The organism is uncultured Rossellomorea sp. (assembly GCF_947488365.1).
Classification (GTDB): domain Bacteria; phylum Bacillota; class Bacilli; order Bacillales; family Bacillaceae_B; genus Rossellomorea.
In genome coordinates this window covers 99,763-123,761 of the sequence record NZ_CANKZT010000006.1, presented here as the reverse complement: position 1 = coordinate 123,761, position 23,999 = coordinate 99,763, and the positions used below count along the sequence as shown (strand labels likewise).

Here is a 23,999-nt window from a genome sequence, read left to right as displayed (position 1 = left end):
CTTTTTTTATGCTTATTATTCAAACCAGATGTTCAGCAGTTTTTTATATTCCTCATGATCAATTTCCTCTTTCGTCATCTCTCCATCCTTCCACTGTGTAAAGGACGTATCGGTTAATGTTACATTCCCGTTATCAGTCCTTTTTGTCAACAATGGATGCTTGTTGAAAGGGGAAGCTGAATGTTTGGCAATAATCGTTTGAATGTCATTCAATTGAGTGACATCCTTTATGTGATCACGCGAATCGAAAGCATATCCGGTTCTCCATTCCGAATGCTTATGCTTTAATTTCATTTCAAAAATATAATCTCCATGGGGACTGTCGGCCTTTTTAACTCTAAACTGACCATTTGAAGAAACGACCTCTTCTCCCGATAATGGCACTGTTTTCAACGGGAGATTTCCTCCAAATCCCGTATCAATCACATATGATGAATCGTTGTGTGTGACTAAAATCACCACATGGGTCCTTCCTAACGTCTGGTACTGCTCTTTATCATGATCGTAAACGACTCCCCGAACGAGAGATGCATCAAATTGATTTTCGACCAAAAATAAATAAAACAATGAATTCAATTCATAACATAGACCACCTTCGTTCTTCACGAGCACTTTATTCATTAGATTTTCTTTGGTAAGATCAGTGAACGTATTTCCAATAACACATAGATTTTCGAATGGGATGCTTTTAGCTGTTTCTTCTAAAATGGTATCTAATTGTTGAAAGGTTATTTTCCCTGTGGGTGGATAATGTATTCTTTTGCGAAATAATGTATTTAGATCGGTAATGGTGAGCCCTCCATTTCTTAAGCGTCATTCTACATTATGTTGTATCTGTTTATTATTTACTTTTACAATGTCGAATTTCAAGAAAAACACCTTATATGCCAAACGCCCTATCACAACTGAATTCGCAACTTTCCAGACTGGGCACGCGATACACATGTCAGAATCGACCGGTGTCCATTCCGTTCTTCCTCACTCAAAAAAGAATCACCATGATCGACTTTTCCCTCTATCACGTTTAATTCACATGTTCCGCATCGCCCAGCCCGGCAGGAATAGGGAGCTTTGATCCCTAACTCGAGCAGTGCCTCTAACAAAGTCTCTTCTTCCGACACAGAAATGGTTTGACCACTCGTTAACTCCACTTCAAATCTTCGACGTGTTAGTGTCTGTGGAGGAGTGAATCTCTCGCAATGAATACTCCGCGGAGGATATCCGATTTCGAGGGCACTTCTAGTAAATTCTTCGATGAATGAAGGTGGACCACAGAAGTAAACGTGGGTTCCTATTCTGTGCTTCCAAAGTGTTGTATCTGTCAACCTCTTTTCTTTTGAAAAATAAAAGTGAGCCTGCTCAGGAAAGGTTTCCGTTAGAAAGGAGTAGAAAGGGCAAGCCTCTTTCGATTTCACTGCATAATGGAGTTCGAAGGTCCGTCCCTCCTCCTTAAGCTCTGCCATCATGGACATGTAAGGGGTGATACCGATTCCCGCGGCATAGAATACATGGTGTTTTGCTTTAAAACTCAGTGGGAAATGATTTTGTGGAAATCCCACTCGTAAGGTATCCCCCACTTTCATCCGTTCATGCCAATACATAGATCCCCCCTGGGACGTTTCTTTTAGACGGATGGCGATTTGATAGGCGGCTGTTTGACCAGGTGGGTTCGTTAAGGAATACGACCTGGCAATGGTTTGTCCATCCAGCTCAACATATGTAGTGATATGGGATCCCCCGCTAAAATAAGGAAGGGATTCGTTATGTTCATGAACAAGAGTAAACCTCTTGATATGAGGGGTTTCCTGATGAATGGACCTGACTTTTACGGGGATGGTTTTGAGTAGATTCACCTTTGACCACTCCCCATTTCTAAGGTAGCGTAACCGAGGAATGACCCTCGTAATGGAGAGTAGTGATCGGAAATGGACAACTTTAAGTGACAATGGGAACAGATCGTCTCGAGTTTACCCAAACCCTCAATCTTTGTTTTCTGATGACATTTGCAACAGAAAACTTCGATCATTCTGATACCGTGACCAATTAACTGCACTTCCTCTTCAGAAAAACCACATTCCACAGCCAGGTGCTTGAGACCTTCCAGCTTACCCCACTCCATTGCTATATATAGAAAACTGCCCATCCTCTGATTTCGCAACCACCGTGAGATATTGGTTTCTTCCTTTTCACCAAGATACACCACTTCAAAGGAGACATTCTCCTTCATTACTTTTTTTATGATAGGAGTCAGTCGTTTCATCCCTTTATGATCACCGCAAAATAAATACTTTCGTTTACTTGGTACGAACGCTGGCTGTGTCTCGGTCTTCACTTTATCACCCGCTTTTCATTCAAGTATTCAATAACCTCTTCTTTAAAAAGGGAAATCCCTTTGTAATCTGAGATAGGTGGTGGAAGCTCCTGCAGGATCCGGTGAAATTCCTCGGTCCACTCCGGATTTCGAGTGAACTTATCCAGTGAGAGGAGGTGGGTATGAATCGTGAACAGTAAACCGTTTGACCCAGGCAAACGGAACAGTTTCTGCACTTCTACCCGCAAATGAACGAATGCCCCGACATTTTCTCCAGTAACTACCCTTCTATCCTTCCCCCACTGATCAAAGGTCTCAAGAGAAGTATCCAACCGATCCCCCGCCATTAACGACCAATTCCGCCTGACCCAAGGATCACCTGCTTCCATATGCATTAAAAACCTCAGAATTCGTTGATCCAATCCTACTTCTTTAAAACCGGGTATCGGCTTATGGATCTCTTTAAAACTCATTCCTGAATTAAAAGCCAGGGACCAATTAGCAGGAAAACAAAGCTGTCCCGCATCCAAATATAAATCCCCATCCCGCTGCATCATGAAAATCAGGTCCTCTTGTACATGTCGACCGATAAAATCGAGTGGTTCCAATGATAAAGTGGATTCATCCCCAAGTTTAAAGGTTTTTTGTTCATTTAGAATGTGGTTGTGGAACGTCCATTTTCCATCATTTTTTTCAAGGGAAAACTGCTGAGGATAACACGTAGTAAGATGTTGAATGACCAGCTCTGCTATTTCCCATTGAGCTTTCAAGGTATGCGGCCGGGACTGAAAGCACCGTTCGGGATGATGCGTAAGCAGTTTCCGTTTAAGCTTGATTTCTTCTTCATAAGAAGAGGTAATCTCAACACTCCTCTGCTCCTCCAAAGGAACCGAATTATTCGAATACCGATACACATCCCCCTTAAAGGGATAAGGAAACGAATCCACTTTCACCATACAACCACCCTTTTATCTGAAAATTCTTACTTTTATTTTATCGTATAGAGGGACGGACCTCAAGAGGTCCGTCCCTCACCCGTATTTCTCATTGTACCGGCTGAGTGTAATCAGGGGCCATATCCACCGGTAGCTATGGTAGTGTATATAGAAGTGTCCTGGAAGACCGACTCCCGTTGGATACGTTTTGGAAGAGTCATCTGATGCTCCTTTTATTAATTCGAGAAGAGCCATGATGCCCAAGTCGATCGCCGGGGTTGGTTTGTCTTCGATACAGATGAGAGATTCCAGTGCCCATGCTGTTTGTGAAGGGGTAGAAAAGGAAAGAGGTACGTATGTCTTCTCCTGATCACTGTAACAGGATTCTCCCCAGCCCCCGTCTTTGTGTTGAATGCTTTCCAGCCAAGCTTTTGCTCTTTGGATATGTTTATCAGAAGACGGCACACCCGTTGCTTTCATACCCGTGATGGCCGCCCATGTTCCATAGATATAGCAGACACCCCAGCGCCCGTACCAGGACCCATCGTCCTTTTGCATCAGCTTCAGCCATTGTATCCCTCTTTTCACCTGAGGATGGTCCTTTGTCAACCCTGCCCGGCTGCCCAGGAATTCCAGGGCTCTTCCTGTTAGATCAGGGGTTGATGGATCGATTGCCGCTGCCTCTGCCCCGTCCATAGGAAATGAAGTAAGGATTCCTTTCGTCTTGTTTTTTTCAAAAGCCGGCCAGCCTCCATCACGGTTCTGCATACCAAGTGTCCATTCAAGCCCCCGGTCCCACGATTGCCGCACAAGTGGTTTTTCAGCAGCCCAATAGGTAATGGCCCTGAGTGCCGCCGTCGTGTCATCCACATCAGGGTGAATGCTGTTGCTCTTTGAAAAGCCCCAGCCCCCAGGCTTCACAACGCTCTCCATCGCCCAATCCCCATAGCGGAAATGTTGTTTCTTGAGAAGGTACTCCACCGCTTTGTCTATGGAGCGGTCCCGTGCATCCACCCCCGCCTCCTGAAGGGCATAGCCGATCAAGGCTGTGTCCCACACGGTTGAGGGTGAATTTTGAATATGAATGCCTTTCTTCGTTTCGCAGGCCATCTCTTTTAATCCACTCATTGCCTTTACGATTATAGGGTCACTCTTTTTGTATCCCAAAGCAAGCAGTGCATAAATCATATAAAACGTTGTGCTGAAATAACTAAGATACGTCCCATCGGATTCAATTCTTTGCAGCATATACTGCTGGGCAAATTGTGTGGCCTGTTGATGCAAATGAGATGGAATACTTATTAAGGACTGTAAGCCCTCGTTGATTTTCGAAAATAATTTCAGCTCCCTTTCACTGTATCTTACTTCATGTGGTGATCGGGACAGATGCTGCATTTGTGGAATGCTGTTTGATTTTAATGAGAATCCCTGATCCTTCAGCAACAGCAGCGGTGCCAAATGAGCTCGTGCATAGCTGCTGAAATCCCAGAAATTCAAGGGGAATTGCTTCGGAATCATTAAAAACCCGATGGGAATCGGAAGCAAATGCCTCCAATCATATTGTCCATGAATGGCAAGCATAAATTTCGTAATCGAGTGCGCCCCGTGAATACCACCCTTTTTCTCTATGAAACGCTGGGCTTTCTCCAGTCTCTTGTCATCCTTCTCCACCAACCCACTAAATAAGAGAGCAAAGTATGCCTCAATCGTTGAAGACAGATTTCCTTCCTTCTCATCCTCAAAAAGCTTCCATGTCCCTTCCCTTGTTTGCACTTTCCAAAGGCGGTTCACCAACCGTCCCACAAGCTCTTCATCATCCATCTCAAGGGAACGCAGGAGAATGATCATATACGCATCGGTCATCAAGCTATTTTCAAAGCAGAAGGACCAGCTTCCGTCTGCATTTTGTTTATGCTGAAGATCACTCACCATTTTATGAATCGTACTCTCAATCTTCTTTTTCATACATTTATCCTCCCGATATCTTCTCTGATGTAATGTATATGTGAAGAATGCGGGTACTAGTAGTGAGATGCAAAGAAGAGCCCGCTCTCCGGTTACGGAAAGCAGGCTCTTTCTATTGTTCTTCTAATTTCTTTGAGTAATAGCTTACGAGTTCGGGATACTTTTCAAGCTCTTTTTTTCCTTGCTCCGTTATCTGGTAAACTCCCCTTTTCACCCGCTCAAACCAGCGGTAATAATTCTTCTGAAGAATGGATGGGGTTTTCGTACCCGTGCCCAGCTTGGCTAAGTTCCTCGGTGACATGGGCCCGTGTTTTTCCAAGTAACAGGCGATCTGAATGCAGTTTTCCTTGTAAGCCGTCATGATTTTCGTCTTATTGCTGCCGCCTACATTGTAATCTGCACTGCGCCCTTCGATTTCTTTTACAAGCGCCGCCCGTTTCCGCTTACTGTTCTTCATACTCTTTTTCCGGTCAAAGGCTTCTGGATGAATGACAAAATCAAGTTTTGGCGTTTTCGTCGTAAATGAAACGGTGATCAGACCGAGCTCCAATCTGCGAACCAAGTGGCAGACATCATTCCACCGCTTTGACCGGGGACGCTTTGGTTTCGGGATCGCAATGTACACCAGGTCTGTGAGTCTCTGCCGCTTTGTCGCTTGAATAAGAAGCTCGACATTCAATGAAAGCTTCAATTCCACAATCACAAGTTCTTCTTCTTTAAAAGCAGTCACATCACAATCGTTCACTTCGCCGTTCACCTGGTATCCCTGTTTATGAAAATGTTTTTGGATCGGTTGATAGAGATCCGATTCTTTAAGTTTCTTCATGGTAAAAACCTTCCTGGGAAAGAATTCTATAGGATAAAGTATAGACTATTCTTGAGATTTTTGCAGTTTGGGAGAAAAAGAGACCCCAACTCCTTGTGCGGGAGTTGGGGTGGAAGGCTCTCGGTTTCGCTTATCTGCCATGTTGGGGATTCATCTGCCATTTAGGAAGTATATCTGCCTTTTTTTATTTTATCTGCCATATTTACCATATATCTGCCATTCTGCAAAAAAACGATAAACTCCCCTCCATTAAACCCATCACACAATCGGCCGACACTCCTACCCTCGAATCTTCTCAATCTCATCAGCCACAAATTGCACCGACGTCCCGACAATCACTTGAATGCTATTTTCCCCAACCACATGGAGGCCCGGAACCCCTGTCGCTTTGATCCGCCCCTGATCCACGGCATCCATGTCCTTTACTTCCACTCTCAATCTTGTTATACAGTTATCTACGGATGTTACATTTTCATCTCCGCCGAGTCCTGCATAGATTTCCTCTGCCATCACGGCAAACTTTTCGCTTTGAGTATGCACTGTTGCATTCTCCACTACTACTTCTTCATTATCCTCTTCACGCCCTGGAGTCATAAGATTGAATTTCGCGATCATGAAACGGAACAAGAAATAGTAGAGAAGGGCAAATACGACACCTTGTATGAGCAGCATGTACGGAAGATTCGCTAACGGAAGTCTTGAGCTCAGGACAAAATCGACGAACCCTGCGCTGAACCCGAACCCGGCCGTCCATTGAAAGAAGGAGGCAATCGCCAAGGATAACCCTGTCAACACAGCATGTGCTACATAAAGGGCAGGTGCCACGAACATAAAGGCAAACTCAAGAGGCTCAGTCACCCCTGTGAAAAAGGAAGCAAAACCAGCTGCCAGCATAAGTGACGCCACCTGCTTCTTCTTATTTGGTTTTGCAGCATGATAGATGGCAAGTCCCGCTGCAGGAAGACCAAACATCATAACCGGGAAGAACCCAGCCTGATACATACCCGTCACACCTTTTTCACCGTTACCTGACCAGAAGTTCCCGATATCATTAATACCGGCAACGTCGAACCAAAACACGGAATTCAAGGCATGATGCAATCCAGTAGGAATTAATAATCGATTAAAGAATCCATATAGACCAGCACCCGTGAAGCCGAGCCCACTGATTTCCTTCCCGAATGAAACCAGGGCAGTGTAGATGACCGGCCAAACAAACAGCATCACGCCTGATACAACCAGCATGGCAATCGCCGACATGATCGGAACCAATCGTTTTCCGCTAAAAAAGGCAAGGGCATCCGGAAGCTTCACGTGACTGAAGCGATTGTACATAGCTGCCGCAACGATCCCTGACAGAATCCCGACAAACTGATTACCGATTTTCTCAAATGCAGGATTGACTGCTGCGGCATCCACACCTTGAAGCAGTGCAACTGAGTCCGTTGAAAGGAGTGTCGTAATCACGAGATAAGCGACCAACCCGCTCAGTGCTGCAGATCCATCCTTTGTTTTGGCCATACCCAATGCTACACCGACTGCAAATAGAATCGACATATTATCTATGATCGAAGCGCCAGCCTTAATTAAAAAAGCGGCAATCGGACTATCCGCCCCCCAGCCGGTTGGATCGATCCAATACCCAATCCCCATCAAAATCGCTGCAGCCGGCAAAACGGCAACCGGAAGCATTAACGAACGACCAATACGCTGAAGATATTTCATCATTTTGTTTTCCCCCTATCAGTCTTCAATTTTAATAAAATATAAGTGCGTCCCTCCCATCCTGTCTTTGGACAAAACTCTTACAGTAGACAATATTCCTATTCTAGATTGTTTAGAAGTGAATATGCTACCCTTTCATACTTATTTTCACTAACTTGTTCTATAGTCAATAGAGCCTTTATACTTAGGACTTTTTATGAATATTGAGGGACGGACCTTGGAAGGGAATTTTTTTGATGTGGTCCGCTATCATTTTTCCATAAAATAGAAAAAGACGCAATTACTAATGAAAATGACGCAATTACCTATGATAAAAACGCAATAAACTAAAAAATGACGCAATTCTTTACCAAAGCGACGCAATTATCTCCAAGCACACTAGATAAAGCCCTTACCTAGACCTTCTAAAGGACCTATCAGACCCTTTTTTTAGATTTAAAATACGTATTTAGAGCCTATACGAATGAAGTTTCACCATATTTCCCTTAATATGGCCACTTCCCTCACTTTTCAACGATCGTACAACCCACATCCCAGCAAAAGAAACAACCAACTGCTCCCGTAATTCTCTACTTACAGGATCTTAAGGGACGGACCTTGAAGTTAGATAGAAGAAATGGTGTGGTTATGAGGATTGGAGGTGGTGGATGGGACGTGAGGGAGGCCCGTCCCTCTTTAAACACGCAAAAAAAACCCCGTCAGGCATCAAGCCCAACGGAGGTCCGTCCCTCTATTAAGGTAATTCAGTTCCACCCATGAGGTAGCGGTCGCATTCGCGTGCTGCTTCACGGCCTTCGTTGATGGCCCAGACGATGAGGCTTTGGCCTCGGCGCATGTCTCCTGCAGCGAAGACTCCATCGACGTTGGTCAGGTATTTGCCGTACTCTGCTTTAACGGTGGAATTGCTGTTTGTTTCGACTTCAAGTTCCTTGATCAGGTCTTGTTCCGGACCACTGAATCCGATTGCCAGAAGGACAAGATCTGCCGGCCATACTTTTTCAGTTCCAGGAATTTCATCTCGGATTTTGTTTCCATCTTCATCATAACGAAGCTTTACATTGATCGTATGAACTTCTTTGATATGACCATGTTCGTCACCGACAAACTTCTTGGTCATGACAGCGTATGCACGTGGATCTTCTCCAAGTACTTCAGCTGCTTCTTTTTGACCGTACTCAACCCGGTGAATGACCGGGTATTGCGGCCATGGGTTGCCGACTTCATCCCGCATGGCACCCTTTTTATCGTAGATATCAAACTGAGTGAGGCTTTTACAGTTATGTCTTACAGAAGTGGCTAAACAGTCTGTGCCTGTATCCCCACCACCGATGACGATGACGTCTTTCCCTTCAGCAGAAATATAATTTCCGTCTTCCAGGTTGGAATCCAACAGGCTTTTTGTATTCGAATGAAGGAATTCCATTGCGTAATGAACGCCTTTTAAATCACGTCCTTCTACTTGGATGTTACGATGGACGGCTGCACCTCCGCAAAGTATGACTGCGTCAAAGTTTTCACGCAGATTTTCCACTGTGTAGTCTTTCCCGACCTCCGTATTCGTAACGAATTCAATGCCCTCTTCCTCTAAAATATCAACGCGACGCTTAACAACTGAATAAGGCAATTTCATTTCCGGAATGCCATATGTTAATAGTCCGCCTACACGATCATTTTTTTCAAAAACAGTCACAAGGTGGCCTGCTTTATTCAATTGAGCAGCAGAGGCTAATCCTGCAGGACCTGAACCCACGACCGCCACTCGTTTACCTGTGCGGTGTTCAGGTGGTTCAGGAATGACCCAGCCTTCTTCAAACCCTTTCTCAATAATCGAACGTTCCACTGTTCTGATCGCCACAGGCGGCTCATTGATCCCGAGTACGCATGCTCCTTCACATGGTGCCGGACAAGCAAAACCGGTGAATTCCGGGAAGTTGTTCATCTGATGTTCACGCTTTAGGGCTTCTTTCCATTGTCCCTGGTACACAAGGTCGTTCCATTCCGGTATTAAGTGATAAACGGGGCAACCAGTTGTCGCTCCGTTGATTTCCATTCCAGACTGACAGGTAGGAACGCCGCAATCCATACAGCGCGCCCCCTGTTTCTTGACTTCTTCTTCCGAAAGAGGAGAGGTGTAGTCGTTCCAATCCTTCGTTCGTTCAGCTGGATTTCTTTCATCTAATGTTTGTCTTTTATATTCCATGAATCCAGTTGGCTTTCCCATAATATCCCCCTCCCTCTTTATTTCGCTGGTTCTAACACTTTTTTCTCTTCTTTTGTGCCTTCTTCAAATGCTGCCATTTCGGCATCGAATTTCTCTAATCCACTATTTTCAAGCTCACTGATCCGCTCTCTCATCTTGAGGTATGATTTCGGAATCACGCGCACAAATTTGGACACGTAGGAATCCCAGTTCGCTAAAATCTTCTTACCGTTGTTGCTGTTTGTATAATGAACGTATTTCTCGATCATGTCGTATACATCTTTCATTTCGTCCGGATCAAATAATGGCTGAACGAGGACAAGCTCCTGGTTACATCTCGATCTGAAGTTTTCATCTTCATCCAGTACATAGGCGACTCCGCCTGACATACCTGCGGCAAAATTCCGTCCTGTAAGTCCGAGTACAACCACTTTTCCACCTGTCATATATTCACATCCGTGATCCCCGACGCTTTCAACGACTACCTGCGCTCCACTGTTACGGACACAGAATCGCTCGCCGGCCACTCCATAAATATATGCTTCTCCACCAGACGCCCCGTAGAAGGAAACGTTACCGATGATCGTGTTTCGTTCTGGGATGAACGTAGCGGTCGGATCAGGATGAACGATGATTTTCCCGCCTGATAAACCTTTTCCTACGAAGTCATTTGAATCCCCGACAAGTCTAAGGGTCAGACCTTTTGGAATAAAGGCTCCAAAGCTTTGCCCTGCAGATCCTTTAAACGTCAAACGGATTGTATCTTCCGGTAAGCCTTCTGCCCCATAACGTTTTGTAATTTCGCTTCCAAGCATCGTGCCGGTTACGCGGTGAATGTTTCGAATCGCTGTCGTCCATTCAACCGGTTCTCCCGTTTCAATCGCTTGGCGGCAGCGGGGAATCAGCTCTTGATAATCGAGTGTTTTCTCAAGCTCGTGATCCTGCTTTCTTGTCGCATAGCGGCCCACCTTTTCAGGTACATCTGGTTGATACAGAAGAGCAGAGAGGTCGATTCCTTTCCCTTTCCAATGATCAATCGCTTCGTTTGCTTCCAGGATATCGGTTCTGCCAATCATTTCATTGATCGTTCGGAAACCAAGTTGAGCCATAAGCTCTCTTGTTTCCTGGGCAACAAATCGCATGAAGTTCGCTACATGTTCAGGATCACCTGTGTATTTTTTTCGTAACTCAGGGTCTTGTGTCGCAATACCGACCGGACATGTATTCAAATGACAAACACGCATCATGACACAGCCAAGAACAACAAGCGGTGCAGTGGAGAATCCATACTCTTCCGCTCCTAGAAGCGATGCAACAACAACATCCCGGCCCGTCATCATTTTCCCATCAGTCTCGACGACAATCCGGTCGCGAAGACGATTCAGTAACAGGGTCTGATGAGCTTCGGCAAGACCGATCTCCCATGGCAATCCTGTATGTTTCAGACTGGTTCTCGGTGCAGCACCCGTTCCCCCGTCATATCCACTGATTAAGACAACATCCGCCCGGCCTTTTGCCACACCTGCAGCGATCGTGCCAACACCTACAGCAGATACCAGCTTTACGCTGATGCGTGCTTGCGGGTTTGCATTCTTCAGGTTATAAATCAGCTCGGCAAGGTCTTCAATCGAATAGATATCATGATGAGGCGGTGGTGAAATCAACTCCACGCCAGGAGTAGATCCCCGCACTTCAGCAACCCAAGGATATACTTTCTTTCCAGGGAGATGTCCTCCTTCTCCAGGTTTGGCTCCTTGTGCAACTTTGATTTGAATTTCGTCCGCATTAACCAGGTAATGGCTTGTTACACCGAAGCGTCCTGACGCTACTTGTTTGATCGAGCTGCGCCTTGAATCCCCATTTTCATCCGGTGTGAAGCGGCTCGGATGTTCCCCACCTTCACCTGAGTTGCTCCGACCTCCAATTTTATTCATGGCTATCGCTAATGCTTCATGGGCTTCCTGACTGATGGATCCGAATGACATGGCACCAGTCTTGAATCGGCGACAGATTTCTTCCACTGATTCAACCTCTTCAATCGGGATAGGCTTCGTTTCTTTAAACGAAAGTAGTCCACGCAGAGACTGCAGATTCTGCTTCTCGTCTGTGAGCATGTTGGAATATTTTTTGAATAACTCGTAATTATTCGTACGACATGCATGTTGAAGGGTGTGAATCGTACTTGGATTGTACGCATGATCTTCTCCATTTTTTCTGTACTGGAATTCATCTCCCGAATCCAATGTGCGTTGATTATCTTTTCGGTCATTGAACGCTTTTCGATGCCTTAACAGCACTTCTTTTTCGATGATATCCATCCCGATTCCGCCGAGTCTTGACGCTGTACGGGTGAAATATTTATCAATCACATCTTTATGGATCCCTACCGCTTCAAATATTTGTGCTCCACGGTAACTCTGGATCGTCGAAATTCCCATTTTAGATAAAACTTTGATGACACCGTCTGTCCCTGATTTCACAAAGCTTTGAACCGCTTGTTCGTAAGTAGTGTCCTGCAGCTCGCCCTTATCGATGAGATCACGCAGCGTTTCATAGGCTAAATAAGGATTGATTGCTTCCGCACCATATCCGAGCAGGGTTGCGAAATGGTGAACCTCTCTTGGTTCCCCTGATTCCAAAAGGATGCTGACAGTCGTACGCGTTCCTTGGCGAATTAAGTGATGATGCAGTCCTGAAACGGCTAGGAGTGCTGGAATGGCAGCTTTGTCCTTCACAACTCCACGGTCAGATAAAATAAGGAGTGTCGCACCATCTTCAACGGCCTGGTCAGCTTTTTCATACAGAGCATCCAGCGTGCTTTCAAGCTGATTTTCCTCATTTGTTACATCAAATAAAATCGATAAAGTAACGGCTTTGAAGCCCTTTTCGTTTTGATGACGAATCTTTTCAAGCTCTTCACCGGTTAAAATCGGTGACTTTAAATGGATATGCCTGCAGCTTTCAGGACCCGGATTAACCAGGTTTCCTTCTGCTCCAATCGTTGTTCCTACAGATGTAATGATCTGTTCTCGAATCGCATCGATCGGTGGGTTTGTTACTTGAGCAAATAGTTGTTTGAAGTAGTTATAAAGAAGCTGTGGCTTTTTCGATAATACGGCAAGAGGTGAATCATATCCCATGGAACCAACCGGATCTTTCCCATCCGTCACCATCGGCTTAATGATTTTGTTCAATTCCTCATTTGTGTAGCCAAAAGCCTGCTGTTGCAAGAGCACATCTTCTGAATCCAGTTGAACTGGTTCATGTGTCGTTTCAGGTAAATCCTCAAGTTCAAATTTATTGTTGTCCAGCCAATGTCTGTACGGATGCTCAGAGGCAACACGCAGCTTGATCTCTTCATCCGGAATGATTCTTCCTTTTTCCAGATCTACAAGCAGCATTTTTCCTGGCTGTAATCGATCTTTGTACACAATGTCATCGGCAAAAATATCCAGGGCCCCTACTTCAGAACCAAGAACAATCATACCGCTTTTAGTCACATAGTAACGTGCAGGCCGAAGTCCATTTCGGTCAAGGCAGGCACCAATCTGTTTTCCATCCGTAAACACAAGGGCTGCCGGTCCATCCCATGGCTCCATCAAACAGCTATGGTACTCGTAGAAGTCCTTTTTCTTCGGATGAATCGTGTCATCGTTTTCCCAAGGCTCCGGTACCATCATCATGGCGGTGTGAGCAAGGGATCTTCCTGATAAATGAAGGAATTCAAAGCAGTTATCAAACATAGAGGAATCACTGCCTGTCTCGTCAATAACAGGAAGGATCTTTTCCAGATCTTCTTCTTTAAATGCACTTGAATGGCACAGCTTCTCACGTGCGCGCATCCAGTTCACATTCCCTCGTAATGTATTGAATTCTCCATTATGGATCGTATATCGGTTTGGATGAGATCGCTGCCAGCTTGGGAAAGTGTTTGTACTAAAGCGGGAATGTACAAGGGCTAAAGCTGACCGGAACTCAGGATGGTTGAGGTCAATATAAAAGGAATCCAGCTGCTCGGGAATGAGCATCCCTTTGTAAACGATGGTTGTAGAAGACAAACTACAAAGATATACATCCTCTTGTCCTTCAACATTTGCCACTTCTTTTTCAATTCGTTTACGGATCACATATAGCTTGCGCTCGAAATCCATCCGGGACTGTATGTCATCCGATACGCCTATGAATACTTGACGAATGAACGGTTTAGACTTGGAAGCCACTTTTCCTACAAAGGAATCATTGAGTGGAACAGGTCTCCAGCCAAGTGTCTTCTGACCTTCTTCTTCAATGATGCGCTCAAAGATTTCTTTGCTCTTCATGCGCTTCTCATAATTTTCAGGAAGGAATACCATTCCGATCCCATATTCACCTTTTCTAGGAAGGATAATGTCTTCTTTCTCACATTGCTTTTTGAAGAAATGATGAGGGATTTGGGTAAGGATACCTGCACCGTCACCAGTGCTTGTATCAGCTGATTGTCCTCCACGGTGCTCTAAGTTACATAGAATGTTAATTGCATTTTGAACGATGCTGTGACTTTTCGTCCCATCAATATTTGCAATCATTCCAATTCCACATGCTTCATGTTCTTGCGCAGGATCATACATGCCTTGCGCTACAGGAAGATTCGTTTTCATCCAATGTCCTCCTCTACTAAACTTGTATATTTTTTGAATAATTAACCGGTTAATTAAATTTTCTTAATTTTCGTTAGTATATCATGAAAATTAGAAAAAACGAAAAATTAAGTTAATGGATAGAGAGTTGTTTTTCCAAATATATATGTAATTGGACGGATGAAGGTTGATATATAAATGTTTGTTTTCACTTAATATTCAGAATCTTTAAAAGCTTGATGCAATCATAAAGAAATCGCTTTCAAAAAATCGCTCATCGGAACATATTTCATCAAAATCCAACATGAATTTTCATGCAAAATCTTAACTGAAAAATTTTTTTCGCACCCTGAAATTCAGCTCCTGAAACTCCTCTTCTTTTCCCTCTATTAACAAAATTCAAACCATATGAAGAGGGACGGACCTCCGAAAATTCCGTGGGTCCGTCCCTCTCAAATAAGCTCATTTATCTGATTCATATGGTGTTCATCATGTTTGGCTAAGTTATTAAAATAGTCAGGGATTGTTATTGTGCTTTTGCCGATGGTTATCTCTCTGTGCCATTCCTGATCATTCATTGTAAGGATCGCTTTATGCAGCTTTTGTCTCGTAAGAATGAATGCTTCAATGGTTTCGTGTTTGGAACGCTCTCTGCTTTCCTTTGCAGCTTGATGATTCAATTCATCCGGGTCAGGCCCAGGAGGCATTTCTTTTCCTAATTTAAAATAGGGAATCCGGCTTTCCAGAACAAATTGATCCCACGGAATGAAGTGTCCGATGATTTCCGCAACACTCCATTTCCCTTCATCAATCGGCCTTCTCCATTGTACCTCCGATAAGGACTCAAGTGATGTCACCCATTCCATTACCTTTATGTGATGTGTTATGATTTTTTCTTTATTATCCATTTTCTACATCCCCTTCTAAATAACACTTACGATGCTACATTCGATTAAAGAAGGGATAGTTCCTGCTTGTGAACGTATAGAGGGACGGACCTCCACGAATCGTGGAGGTCCGTCCTTCTTCTTCACTACTTATTCGCTTCTTTCAATGCTTCACTTTCAACACGGTCCATGAAATCGGTGACGACTTTGTTGTTGTTTTTTTCTCCGCCAAGTTTTAATAAGACTTTTCCGAGGAAGTTCAGTCCTCTGTTTTCGCCTTTATAGATGAATCTGGTTTGTTTGTCGTCTATTTTGTGGAGGGTGAATTCAGCTTCGATTTCAAAGGCTTTTGCAAGTGTGAAGCCAATTTTATTGTGTTTTTTCTCGGGGGTGTTCTCGTACTCGAGGTCTTCTACAATATACGTCTCGATTCTTTTCCCCTCTTTGTATTTCTGTTGGTAGGTGGACCCTACCACGCCTTCCTTTTGCTCCAGTACCTTGTTTTCAACGACGTTCGGCATGATTCGTTGAATGTTCTCAATCTCAAACAAATGCCATATCGTTTCAATATTGACTGGAATGATCCGTTCTTCATGCCATTTAATCATTCATATCCTCTCCTATTCCCATCTCGAAGAAATCATCCATTTCTGCAATCACTGTTTGTATGCGCTCTATCTCCGCTTCTAAATCCCGTTTCTTCGCACGTATCAATTGTTCCAAATTCTCAAAGGATTCATCATTTACGACGGTTAACATTTCTTGTATGGAAAAGTTAAATCTCCTTAAGTAGACCAATAATCGTCCCACTAGATAGGATCCATTATCATAATAGCGATAGTTGTTTGCAGGATCGATATACACAGGTTCGAGCAATTTTATCTCTGCGTAGTAACGCAGTGTTTCCTTACTCAGTCCTGTCATCTTGGAAAACTCGCTCACCTTGTACATTCTTTCCACCTCACACCTAAATCATAAACTATGTGGTGCACCACATGGTCAATCCCTTTCTATCAAAAGATCTCTCAACCCTGCTTTGTGAATGGAGTGCTTAATGAATCGAAGCCCTTCAAACTCTTATATTACCACCACATCAACCCGATCGTTCGAAACATTCTGTATCCATTCTTTCCCTTTCTTTCGTTTTTAGAACTATTTAACTAGTCAAATCTTACTGATTACCGATAGAATATTCAGTTTTTTTACCTCGTTGGTACTATATACCATAAGAAAGCAACACCTTATAATGAAAATAGAAATAATATTTCATGTTTTTATTTTATTTTGTGAAGTATTATTTCAATAAAATGAAAACGGTTTCTTTTAATGGGAAACCTGTTAATGAAAGCGGGGAATTTGTTGATGAAAGCAGTGAAGTACATGATCATGGCCGCCTTGTTGTTCTCGCTAGCCCTTCCTTTTTCTACAGGAAAAGCAAAAGCTTCGGAAACTCATGCGCCTAAACATGAAATGCGCGCAGCATGGATTGCCACGGTTCAAAACATTGATGTGAAAGCTGGAATGGATCAAGAGGAGTATACGGATTGGGTGACAGAGACCCTTGACGAGCTAAAAGAGTTGAAATTTAATACCATCATCTATCAGGTGAAACCTACTGTAGATGCCTTCTATCCTTCTGAACTGGCTCCTTGGTCCCAGTACATTACAGGTGACAAACAAGGAACCGATCCGGGATATGATCCACTACAGATCATGATCGATGAATCTCATAAGCGCGGAATCGAGGTTCATGCATGGGTGAACCCTTATCGAATTACGATGCCAAATCAAACGATCGAGTCACTTGCTGATGACAATGTAGCTAAGCTGCATCCAGAATGGGTAGTGAAATATGGCAAGCAGTATTATTTGGACCCGGGTATACCTGAAGTACAGGAATACCTGATTGATACGGTTGAAGAATTAGTGAGCAATTACAACATTGAAGCCGTTCACATGGACGATTATTTCTATCCTTACCGCATTGCAGGAGAAATCTTCCCAGATCAAGATACATACGAGAAATATGGAAGTTCGTTTGACGATATTGAAGACTGGAGACGAAATAACGTAGATGTTCTTGTAGCTGACATCAATTCATCCATCAAAGACATTAAAGAATGGGTCCAGTTTGGTATCTCCCCATTTGGTGTATGGAGAAATATTGCTGATGATCCTACAGGAAGCGACACACAGGCAGGACAAACGAATTATGACGACTTGTATGCAGACACCCGTCAATGGATCAAGGATGGAAGCATCGATTATATTACCCCTCAAATCTATTGGTCTAGAAAACTGGCTGTTGCTAACTACTCCGTTCTATTGGATTGGTGGAGTCAGGAAGTGAATGAGTATGCGTACAACCATCCTGTTAATCTTTATATAGGGACGGCCGACTATAAAGTGGGAGACAATTTTGACCAGGAATGGTTCAATCCTTATGAGCTGCCAGAGCAAATCATGGACAACCGTGATAACGGAACCGCCCTTGGACAAATGCATTTCTCTCTAAGACAAATCTTTGAAAACCCACTTGGTTACGCAGATATTTTACGTAACGAGGTTTACACAGAGCCTGCTTTAACCCCTGCCACTCCTTGGAACAATGAAACGCCTCCAAAGAAACCGAACACGGTGAAAGCAGACAAACATGAAGATCATGTAACTTTAACCATCGATGATAAACATCACTCCGATGCCAGAAAATATGTCATCTATCGCTTTGATGGCGTGAAAGAAGGAGATTACGAGAATCCGGCTAATATTGTAGATGTCGTTTATTCTCAAGGAAAGCTAACAACGTATGAAGATACTTCAGCTCAAGAAGGTGGAATGTACACTTATGGAGTTACGTCTGTTTCTCCGACAGGGGTAGAAAGTAAGGATGCGAAAACAGTGAGAGTACAATAATCATTGAAAGAAGCGTTCCCCCATAATGGAGGAACGCTTTTTTCATTTTAATTGAATTTCCTTCACTTTCTGCTTTATATGATCCGGCCACCATGCCCCGCATTCTTCAGAAACAACACAGGCAGCACATTTTCCCAGGTCGTACACCATCATACCCTGAATAGGCGGCGAATAGAGATGGAGGGTCACCAGCTCTTCCCCACTCCCCTTCTTCATTTTATGAACACCCTTTTTGGGTGCAAAAAAGAAAGAACCTTTCCTATATTCGCGATCAAATATCTCCTGTGGAAGCTGGTTTTCTTTTACTTCAAAGATTGTATTGACTGAAGTCCCGTTCATGACTTGAATCCATCCCTTTGAGTCCCCGTGATCATGTGGAGCACATTCCATGTCGGACCAATTCATCACGAGAAGCTCTGCTACTTCATTTTGATAAAGGAGCTTTCGATAATAGGGTTTTCCATCCGCAGACTGTAAGTATGGCTGTAAATCATCGAGACTTACGTTTAGAGACTGCAAGACTTCTTTAAGTTCTTTCGTGGAAGGGGTTGTCAATTCATCTAATCTATTCTTTATGCGTTCCCTTAAGGTCACCGCGATTCCTCCCTGTGTTATCGTTTCCTCCCAAGCAACCGCTGGAAAACAGAAATCATCTGGCCGTTTACAATCACAACTCCTATTATAATTATGACTCCACCCATGATGCTTATGAAGAAAATCTTCTCATGCAGGAGAAGGATCGCCGCAATGAGTGTGGTGACGGGCTCTAAATACAGAAACATCGAAACCTTTGACGCATCCAATACCTCCAATGCTTTCGCCCAGTACCAATAAGCGATTCCCGACACAAACATACCGAGGAACATTAAGTGGGCCCATTCCACATTTGACAAAAGAGAAATGCCTTCCCAGCCCCGGTTTCGGATGAGAAAAGGGATGGTTAAGCTGAAACCAAGTAGACTCATATAAAAGGTGATGACGAGGGATGGCAGCTCGATACGAAGTTTTTTCAGCAACACAGAATAGATGGCCCAGTTTAATGTACTGAGAATCATCAGGATATAACCGATATTGACAGCAAATCCGATGGACTGCCCGCTCCTCGCTGTCGTTACCATCAGCACACCTGTAATCGCTATAATCATGCCCAGTGCTTTAGGAACCGTCATTTTTTCATGTAAAAAAATCATGGAGAGGATTACGGTGAACACGGGAGAAAAAGAAATCATCCAGCCTGCTGATGATGCATCGATTGTAAGGAGGGCCGTCGCCTGGATCACTTGATGAATGAAGACGCCAAGTACCCCCAGCACAATCAGATGAGGAATAAACTTTAGCGGAATGGTGAGTCGATATCTTTTTAAGAGTAAAATCATGAGAAGAAACAGCGCTCCAATCGCAAACCGAAGAACGAGCAGCGTATAAGGATCAAGGGTGTCCAACACTGCTTTCGTTGATACAAATGATATGCCCCAAAAGCTGATTGACATCGTGGCATATAAGGAGGCTGCTACTTTTGTTTTAACTGGAATCATAGGCGGACGTTTCCTTTCGGATAAGCGTTCTTTCTATCATGGTATGCTCGTCCGGAAGAAAGATGTGAGGATTGTGGTCGAACTTGGTGAGGGGGTGGGTTGAGTTGAGGCGTTTTGAAAATAAATCTGGAAATTTGAAAATAAGTTGGGTGTTTTTGAAAATAAATCTGAGAATTTGAAAATAAACTGGGTGTTTTTGAAAATAAACTGGAATCGGACCCACTTGGGCATCGCTTATTTATCGAATATCGATAATATAATGGGTAAAGTCGATGATATATTTGAAAAGTCGATAATCAACATGCCAAACTCGATAATATATCCGAAAAGTCGATAATAAACAGCTCAAACTCGATAATATCTTAACCAAAACCACTTCCTACCCCCATTCTCCTCGCCAATCCACGCAAAAAGTGCCCCAAATCAATATTTGAGACACTTCCCAACCTTAACTATGTGTAAATCGCTCACGAAACTGCGGTAAATACTCTTTATGCACCTCAAGCATTTCATCCAGCAGCTGCTTAGCCTTCACATCACTCGTCACCAACGGATTGATCGTCATGGCAAGCAATGCTTTTTCATAGGACCCTGTAACCGATGCTTCCGCAGCAACCCGTTCAAAGGATTTAATTTGATGAACAAGTCCACTCACAGCCACCGGCAGCTCACCAACCGCAATCGGCTTAGGACCAGACTTCGTAACGACGCAATTCACTTCCACAGCAGATTCCCGTGGTAAATCGCTGATCGCTCCGTCGTTCTGGACATTCAGCGTTTGAATGTCACCGCGATCATTATAAATCGATGAGATGAGATTACATGCCGCATCGCTGTAATAAGCCCCTCCCCTTTGTTCAAGCTGTGGAGGCTTGATATCAAGGTTTTCATCCTTGTAAAGTTCGAAAAGCTCATTTTCTAATTGCTGAACCACTTCTGCCCTGGTGGTCCCCGTCTTGAATTCCTCTAACTGCTTTTCTAAAATATCACTCGTTTTATAAAAATATCGGTGATAAGGACATGGAATGATTCCCAGACTCTTGATGAACTCCGGTTCCCATGGGAGCGGCGCAATATTCCTCATGCTGACCTGCTTGTCAGGATTGCTCATGATTTCCAGTACATCCTCTAAAACTGACTCACCGTCCACCAAAACGTCCAATCCGTACACCATATGATTCAATCCGGCGAAGTCGATATGCAGTCGTTCTACCTCGACGTCAAGAAGCTTGGCCAATGTCATTCTCGTATTAATGGGAAGATTACATACGCCAACGACTTTAGGATGTGACCCGTAGCGCAGCAAAGCCTCTGTCACCATGCCTGCAGGATTGGTGAAGTTGATCAACCAGGCGTCAGGGCAGAGCTGCTTCATTTCATCTGCGATTTCCAATAGAACCGGGATCGTCCTCATTCCCTTGAACAATCCCCCGGCACCATTCGTTTCCTGGCCGATCATCCCGTACTTGATCGGAAGCCTCTCATCGTGGATTCTCGCCTTTAGTTGTCCGACTCGCATTTGAGTCGTGACAAAATCAGCATCTACCAATGCCTCTTTCCGGTCCAGCGTAAGATGAATCTCCATGGGAACCCCAGCTTTTTCTACCATTCTCTTCGCCAAATTCCCGACGATGTCGAGCTTATTTTTCCCAGCTTCAATATCTACAAGCCACAGCTCACTCACTGGAAGCTCATCATAACGCTTGATCAATCCTTCCACAAACTCGGGAGTATAGCTTGAGCCCCCGCCGATCGTAACGATCTTGATTCCGTTTTTCATTGTGAATGCCTCCTCGAGATTACTTGGCAACAAACGCCAAAATAAAGCTTATTAAGAAACTGACAACCACTGCTAATAAAACGCGCTTCTTTTTAACGGAGGCATTTTCAACAGGACCTTCAATTTTCAAGAGAACAAATGAGAGTCCAACCGATGCCGAAATCCCCGTTGCTAAAAATACGCTCCAATCCTTTGCGAGTCCCGCACTCATCAAAGGCTTGGAAAGAAGTAATAGTCCAATAGATACGGAGATTAGAAGAACAAACACACTTCTAAAACCGATTCGCTTTGGGACAACCGTTTCTGTCATTTGAATCACTCCTAATGCTAATGAAGAAGTGGGAATCCTAGGACCCCCACTTCTGTTTTTTGATATGAATGCTTATGTGGAGAGGGAAAAGCCGCCTCCGCTTTTGTATTTGTCCAGCTACAGCGGCTGTTCCCTCCGCTTTTCTACCTGTCCAGCTACGGGGCTTAGAGGCTCGAGGTCATAAGCTATTCCGCCAAGAAGGGTGAAGTGCAACCTTCTTGACGGCTTAGCTTATGCTTGTCGCCTCTAGGCAAAGTCCCTCCGCTTTTCTCTTGTCCAGCTCCGGCGGCTAGCCCCTCGAGGTCATAAATCCAGCCCACCAAAAAGGCAAAGAACGCCTTTCCGGTGTCGGAGCTGATCGAGCCGCCTCCGCTTTTCTATTACGCCGCTTGTTGATCGCTTTCTTCCATCTTCGCCATCTTCTTGTCATACATCTTGAAGAATGGGAAATAGATAGCGAACGAGATTGCGATATTGATAAGAACCATGACGATGGCTCTCCAGTCACCACCCGTTGCGAGGTACGCTCCGATTGGTGCCGGCAGTGTCCAAGGTGGCATGATATAAGTTGGCGATACCAGGCCAATAGACGTTGCCACATATGACAAAGTACCAGTGATCAGAGGGATCGTAATAAATGGAATGATCAGAATCGGATTCAATACGATTGGAGCACCGAAGATGATAGGCTCATTGATATTGAAAATGCCTGGTACAATACTTGTTCTTCCTAACGCTTTCAGGTATTTCGAGCGCGAGAAGAAGACCATGGCCAGAACTAGTCCGAGAGTTGCTCCTGAACCACCGATCCAGATGAACCATTGGTAGAATGTTTCTGGTGCGATGTGCGGGATTGCTTCTCCGTTTGCAACCGCATCTGCGTTGTTTACAAGGAACACTTCCCATAATGGACGGGCCACCGTTCCTACTACAGACACCCCGTGGATACCGAATGACCAGAAGAATGTAATTAAGAATACCGGAATCAATACACCGAATATACTGTCACCGGCTGTAACTAATGGAGCAACAGCTACACCGATCAAATGATGTAAATCTATTCCGGCTAATACGGTTACGGCAGAAACCAGTAGAATGACAATCGCTACAGGAATAAGTGCTTCGAAGCTTCGTGATACAGATGCCGGTACTTGCTCAGGCATTTTAATCGTAATGTTCTTCGTTTTACAGAACCTCAAAATTTCAACTGCAAAGATCGAGACGACCATGGCGACGAATAATCCATGACCACCAAGGTTGGTCATCGGCAGAACCCATCCTTCTCCGTCCATTACTTTCGGTGTAATTGTTAATAGAAGTGCTGCTACTGAAATTTGGGCACCGGATAATGGATCCAGATTATAGCTTTTCGAGAGGTTGTACCCTATCCCGAAGGCTATATAGAGTGACATGATAAACATGGTCAGTCGGTATGGAATCAGGATTTCGACGATGTTGTCTGCAGCCCACTGCTTGATGTCTCCGAATATTCCGCCATCAGGAAGCGGTGGAAAAGCTAAGATCAGGAAAAATGAACCTACGATAATAAATGGCAGTGCTGAAATAACCCCATCCCGAATTGCTTGCAAATGCCTTTGTTCAGAGAGTCGGGCCATTGGACCTGACAAGTTATTCTCTAAAAAATTCACAAACTTTTGCATGTTTTTACCCCCTTGTTTCCTATTAAATTAGTTGGTTAATTCTTTTACTGTTTTCAGTAAAGTCGGGCCGCCAAGTGGCGTGTACGCTTGTGGAGGAATCGGACCACAAGGAACATTCGCTTCATCAGCGGCTTTCTTCACTTGATCAAAACGGTGTCTGATCTGTGGTGCCACCATACAAACATCCCACCCCTTGGAGATCTCCTCAGATACCTCACCGGTTCCGATTGCATGGACTTCCATCTCAATACCTGCCTTGTCCCCTTCTTTTTTCAGTGCATTCACTACAATTGCGCTGGACATTCCACCGGAACATACGAATAATACTCTCATTT

At 44.2% G+C, this 23,999-nt stretch carries 19 protein-coding genes; 1 reads left to right on the top strand and 18 read right to left on the bottom strand.

Annotated features, from left to right (window positions below):
* Positions 1-15: 15 nt before the first annotated feature.
* From Q1B03_RS18365 to Q1B03_RS18310, 12 genes are all read right to left on the bottom strand, one after another.
* Entirely contained in the window at positions 16-789 is a 774-nt protein-coding gene (locus tag Q1B03_RS18365) for an arylamine N-acetyltransferase (protein ID WP_299745142.1), read from the bottom strand.
* 110 nt (positions 790-899) lie between these two features.
* Positions 900-1,853: a PDR/VanB family oxidoreductase gene (locus tag Q1B03_RS18360; RefSeq protein ID WP_299744867.1), complete on the bottom strand. Its 954-nt coding sequence runs from the start codon at positions 1,851-1,853 to the stop codon at positions 900-902.
* The gene (locus tag Q1B03_RS18355) at positions 1,850-2,332 is read right to left on the bottom strand and encodes a dimethylamine monooxygenase subunit DmmA family protein (protein WP_299744864.1); all 483 of its coding nucleotides are present in this window, start codon (positions 2,330-2,332) and stop codon (positions 1,850-1,852) included. The genes Q1B03_RS18360 and Q1B03_RS18355 overlap by 4 nt, the downstream gene beginning before the upstream one ends.
* Positions 2,329-3,267, bottom strand: coding sequence for a DUF3445 domain-containing protein (locus Q1B03_RS18350; protein WP_299744861.1), 939 nt, complete (start codon positions 3,265-3,267; stop codon positions 2,329-2,331). The genes Q1B03_RS18355 and Q1B03_RS18350 overlap by 4 nt, the downstream gene beginning before the upstream one ends.
* Positions 3,268-3,342: 75 nt before the next feature.
* Entirely contained in the window at positions 3,343-5,211 is a 1,869-nt protein-coding gene (gene shc / locus Q1B03_RS18345) for a squalene--hopene cyclase (protein WP_299744858.1), read from the bottom strand.
* Between the two features lie 112 nt (positions 5,212-5,323).
* A complete protein-coding gene (locus Q1B03_RS18340; RefSeq protein WP_299744856.1) occupies positions 5,324-6,037 on the bottom strand; it encodes a DUF2161 domain-containing phosphodiesterase in 714 nt (237 codons plus the stop codon).
* A gap of 279 nt (positions 6,038-6,316) precedes the next feature.
* Positions 6,317-7,765 (bottom strand): N-acetylglucosamine-specific PTS transporter subunit IIBC, encoded by a 1,449-nt coding sequence (gene nagE / locus Q1B03_RS18335; RefSeq protein WP_299744853.1) that lies wholly within the window; start codon positions 7,763-7,765, stop codon positions 6,317-6,319.
* Between the two features lie 730 nt (positions 7,766-8,495).
* Complete coding sequence (locus Q1B03_RS18330) at positions 8,496-9,983, bottom strand: glutamate synthase subunit beta (RefSeq protein ID WP_299744850.1); 1,488 nt, start codon at positions 9,981-9,983, stop codon at positions 8,496-8,498.
* Positions 9,984-10,000: 17 nt separating this feature from the next.
* Positions 10,001-14,599 carry a glutamate synthase large subunit gene (gltB, locus tag Q1B03_RS18325; protein WP_299744847.1) on the bottom strand — a complete coding sequence of 1,533 codons (4,599 nt, stop codon included), beginning with the start codon at positions 14,597-14,599 and terminating at the stop codon, positions 10,001-10,003.
* Positions 14,600-15,030: 431 nt separating this feature from the next.
* A complete protein-coding gene (locus tag Q1B03_RS18320) occupies positions 15,031-15,486 on the bottom strand; it encodes a DinB family protein (RefSeq protein ID WP_299744844.1) in 456 nt (151 codons plus the stop codon).
* A 125-nt stretch (positions 15,487-15,611) separates the two neighbouring features.
* Complete coding sequence (locus Q1B03_RS18315; RefSeq protein ID WP_299744841.1) at positions 15,612-16,073, bottom strand: SRPBCC family protein; 462 nt, start codon at positions 16,071-16,073, stop codon at positions 15,612-15,614.
* Positions 16,066-16,416, bottom strand: coding sequence for a MerR family DNA-binding transcriptional regulator (locus Q1B03_RS18310; RefSeq protein WP_299744838.1), 351 nt, complete (start codon positions 16,414-16,416; stop codon positions 16,066-16,068). Before Q1B03_RS18310 ends, Q1B03_RS18315 begins: the two co-directional genes overlap by 8 nt.
* 411 nt (positions 16,417-16,827) lie before the next feature.
* Between Q1B03_RS18310 and Q1B03_RS18305 the strand changes: the two genes are divergently transcribed.
* Positions 16,828-18,378 carry a glycoside hydrolase family 10 protein gene (locus tag Q1B03_RS18305; protein ID WP_299744835.1) on the top strand — a complete coding sequence of 517 codons (1,551 nt, stop codon included), beginning with the start codon at positions 16,828-16,830 and terminating at the stop codon, positions 18,376-18,378.
* Positions 18,379-18,420: 42 nt separating this feature from the next.
* Here Q1B03_RS18305 and Q1B03_RS18300 read toward each other — a convergent pair whose 3' ends face one another.
* The 6 genes from Q1B03_RS18300 to Q1B03_RS18275 form a co-directional block, all read right to left on the bottom strand.
* The gene (locus Q1B03_RS18300) at positions 18,421-18,972 is read right to left on the bottom strand and encodes a cysteine dioxygenase family protein (protein ID WP_299744833.1); all 552 of its coding nucleotides are present in this window, start codon (positions 18,970-18,972) and stop codon (positions 18,421-18,423) included.
* Between the two features lie 17 nt (positions 18,973-18,989).
* Positions 18,990-19,913: a DMT family transporter gene (locus tag Q1B03_RS18295; RefSeq protein WP_299744830.1), complete on the bottom strand. Its 924-nt coding sequence runs from the start codon at positions 19,911-19,913 to the stop codon at positions 18,990-18,992.
* 448 nt (positions 19,914-20,361) lie between these two features.
* The gene (locus tag Q1B03_RS18290) at positions 20,362-21,693 is read right to left on the bottom strand and encodes a 6-phospho-beta-glucosidase (protein WP_299744828.1); all 1,332 of its coding nucleotides are present in this window, start codon (positions 21,691-21,693) and stop codon (positions 20,362-20,364) included.
* 19 nt (positions 21,694-21,712) lie between these two features.
* Positions 21,713-22,003: a hypothetical protein gene (locus Q1B03_RS18285; RefSeq protein ID WP_299744825.1), complete on the bottom strand. Its 291-nt coding sequence runs from the start codon at positions 22,001-22,003 to the stop codon at positions 21,713-21,715.
* A gap of 380 nt (positions 22,004-22,383) precedes the next feature.
* Positions 22,384-23,664: a PTS sugar transporter subunit IIC gene (locus tag Q1B03_RS18280; RefSeq protein ID WP_299744822.1), complete on the bottom strand. Its 1,281-nt coding sequence runs from the start codon at positions 23,662-23,664 to the stop codon at positions 22,384-22,386.
* A 27-nt stretch (positions 23,665-23,691) separates the two neighbouring features.
* Positions 23,692-23,997, bottom strand: coding sequence for a PTS sugar transporter subunit IIB (locus Q1B03_RS18275; protein WP_044339788.1), 306 nt, complete (start codon positions 23,995-23,997; stop codon positions 23,692-23,694).
* Positions 23,998-23,999 lie beyond the last annotated feature (2 nt).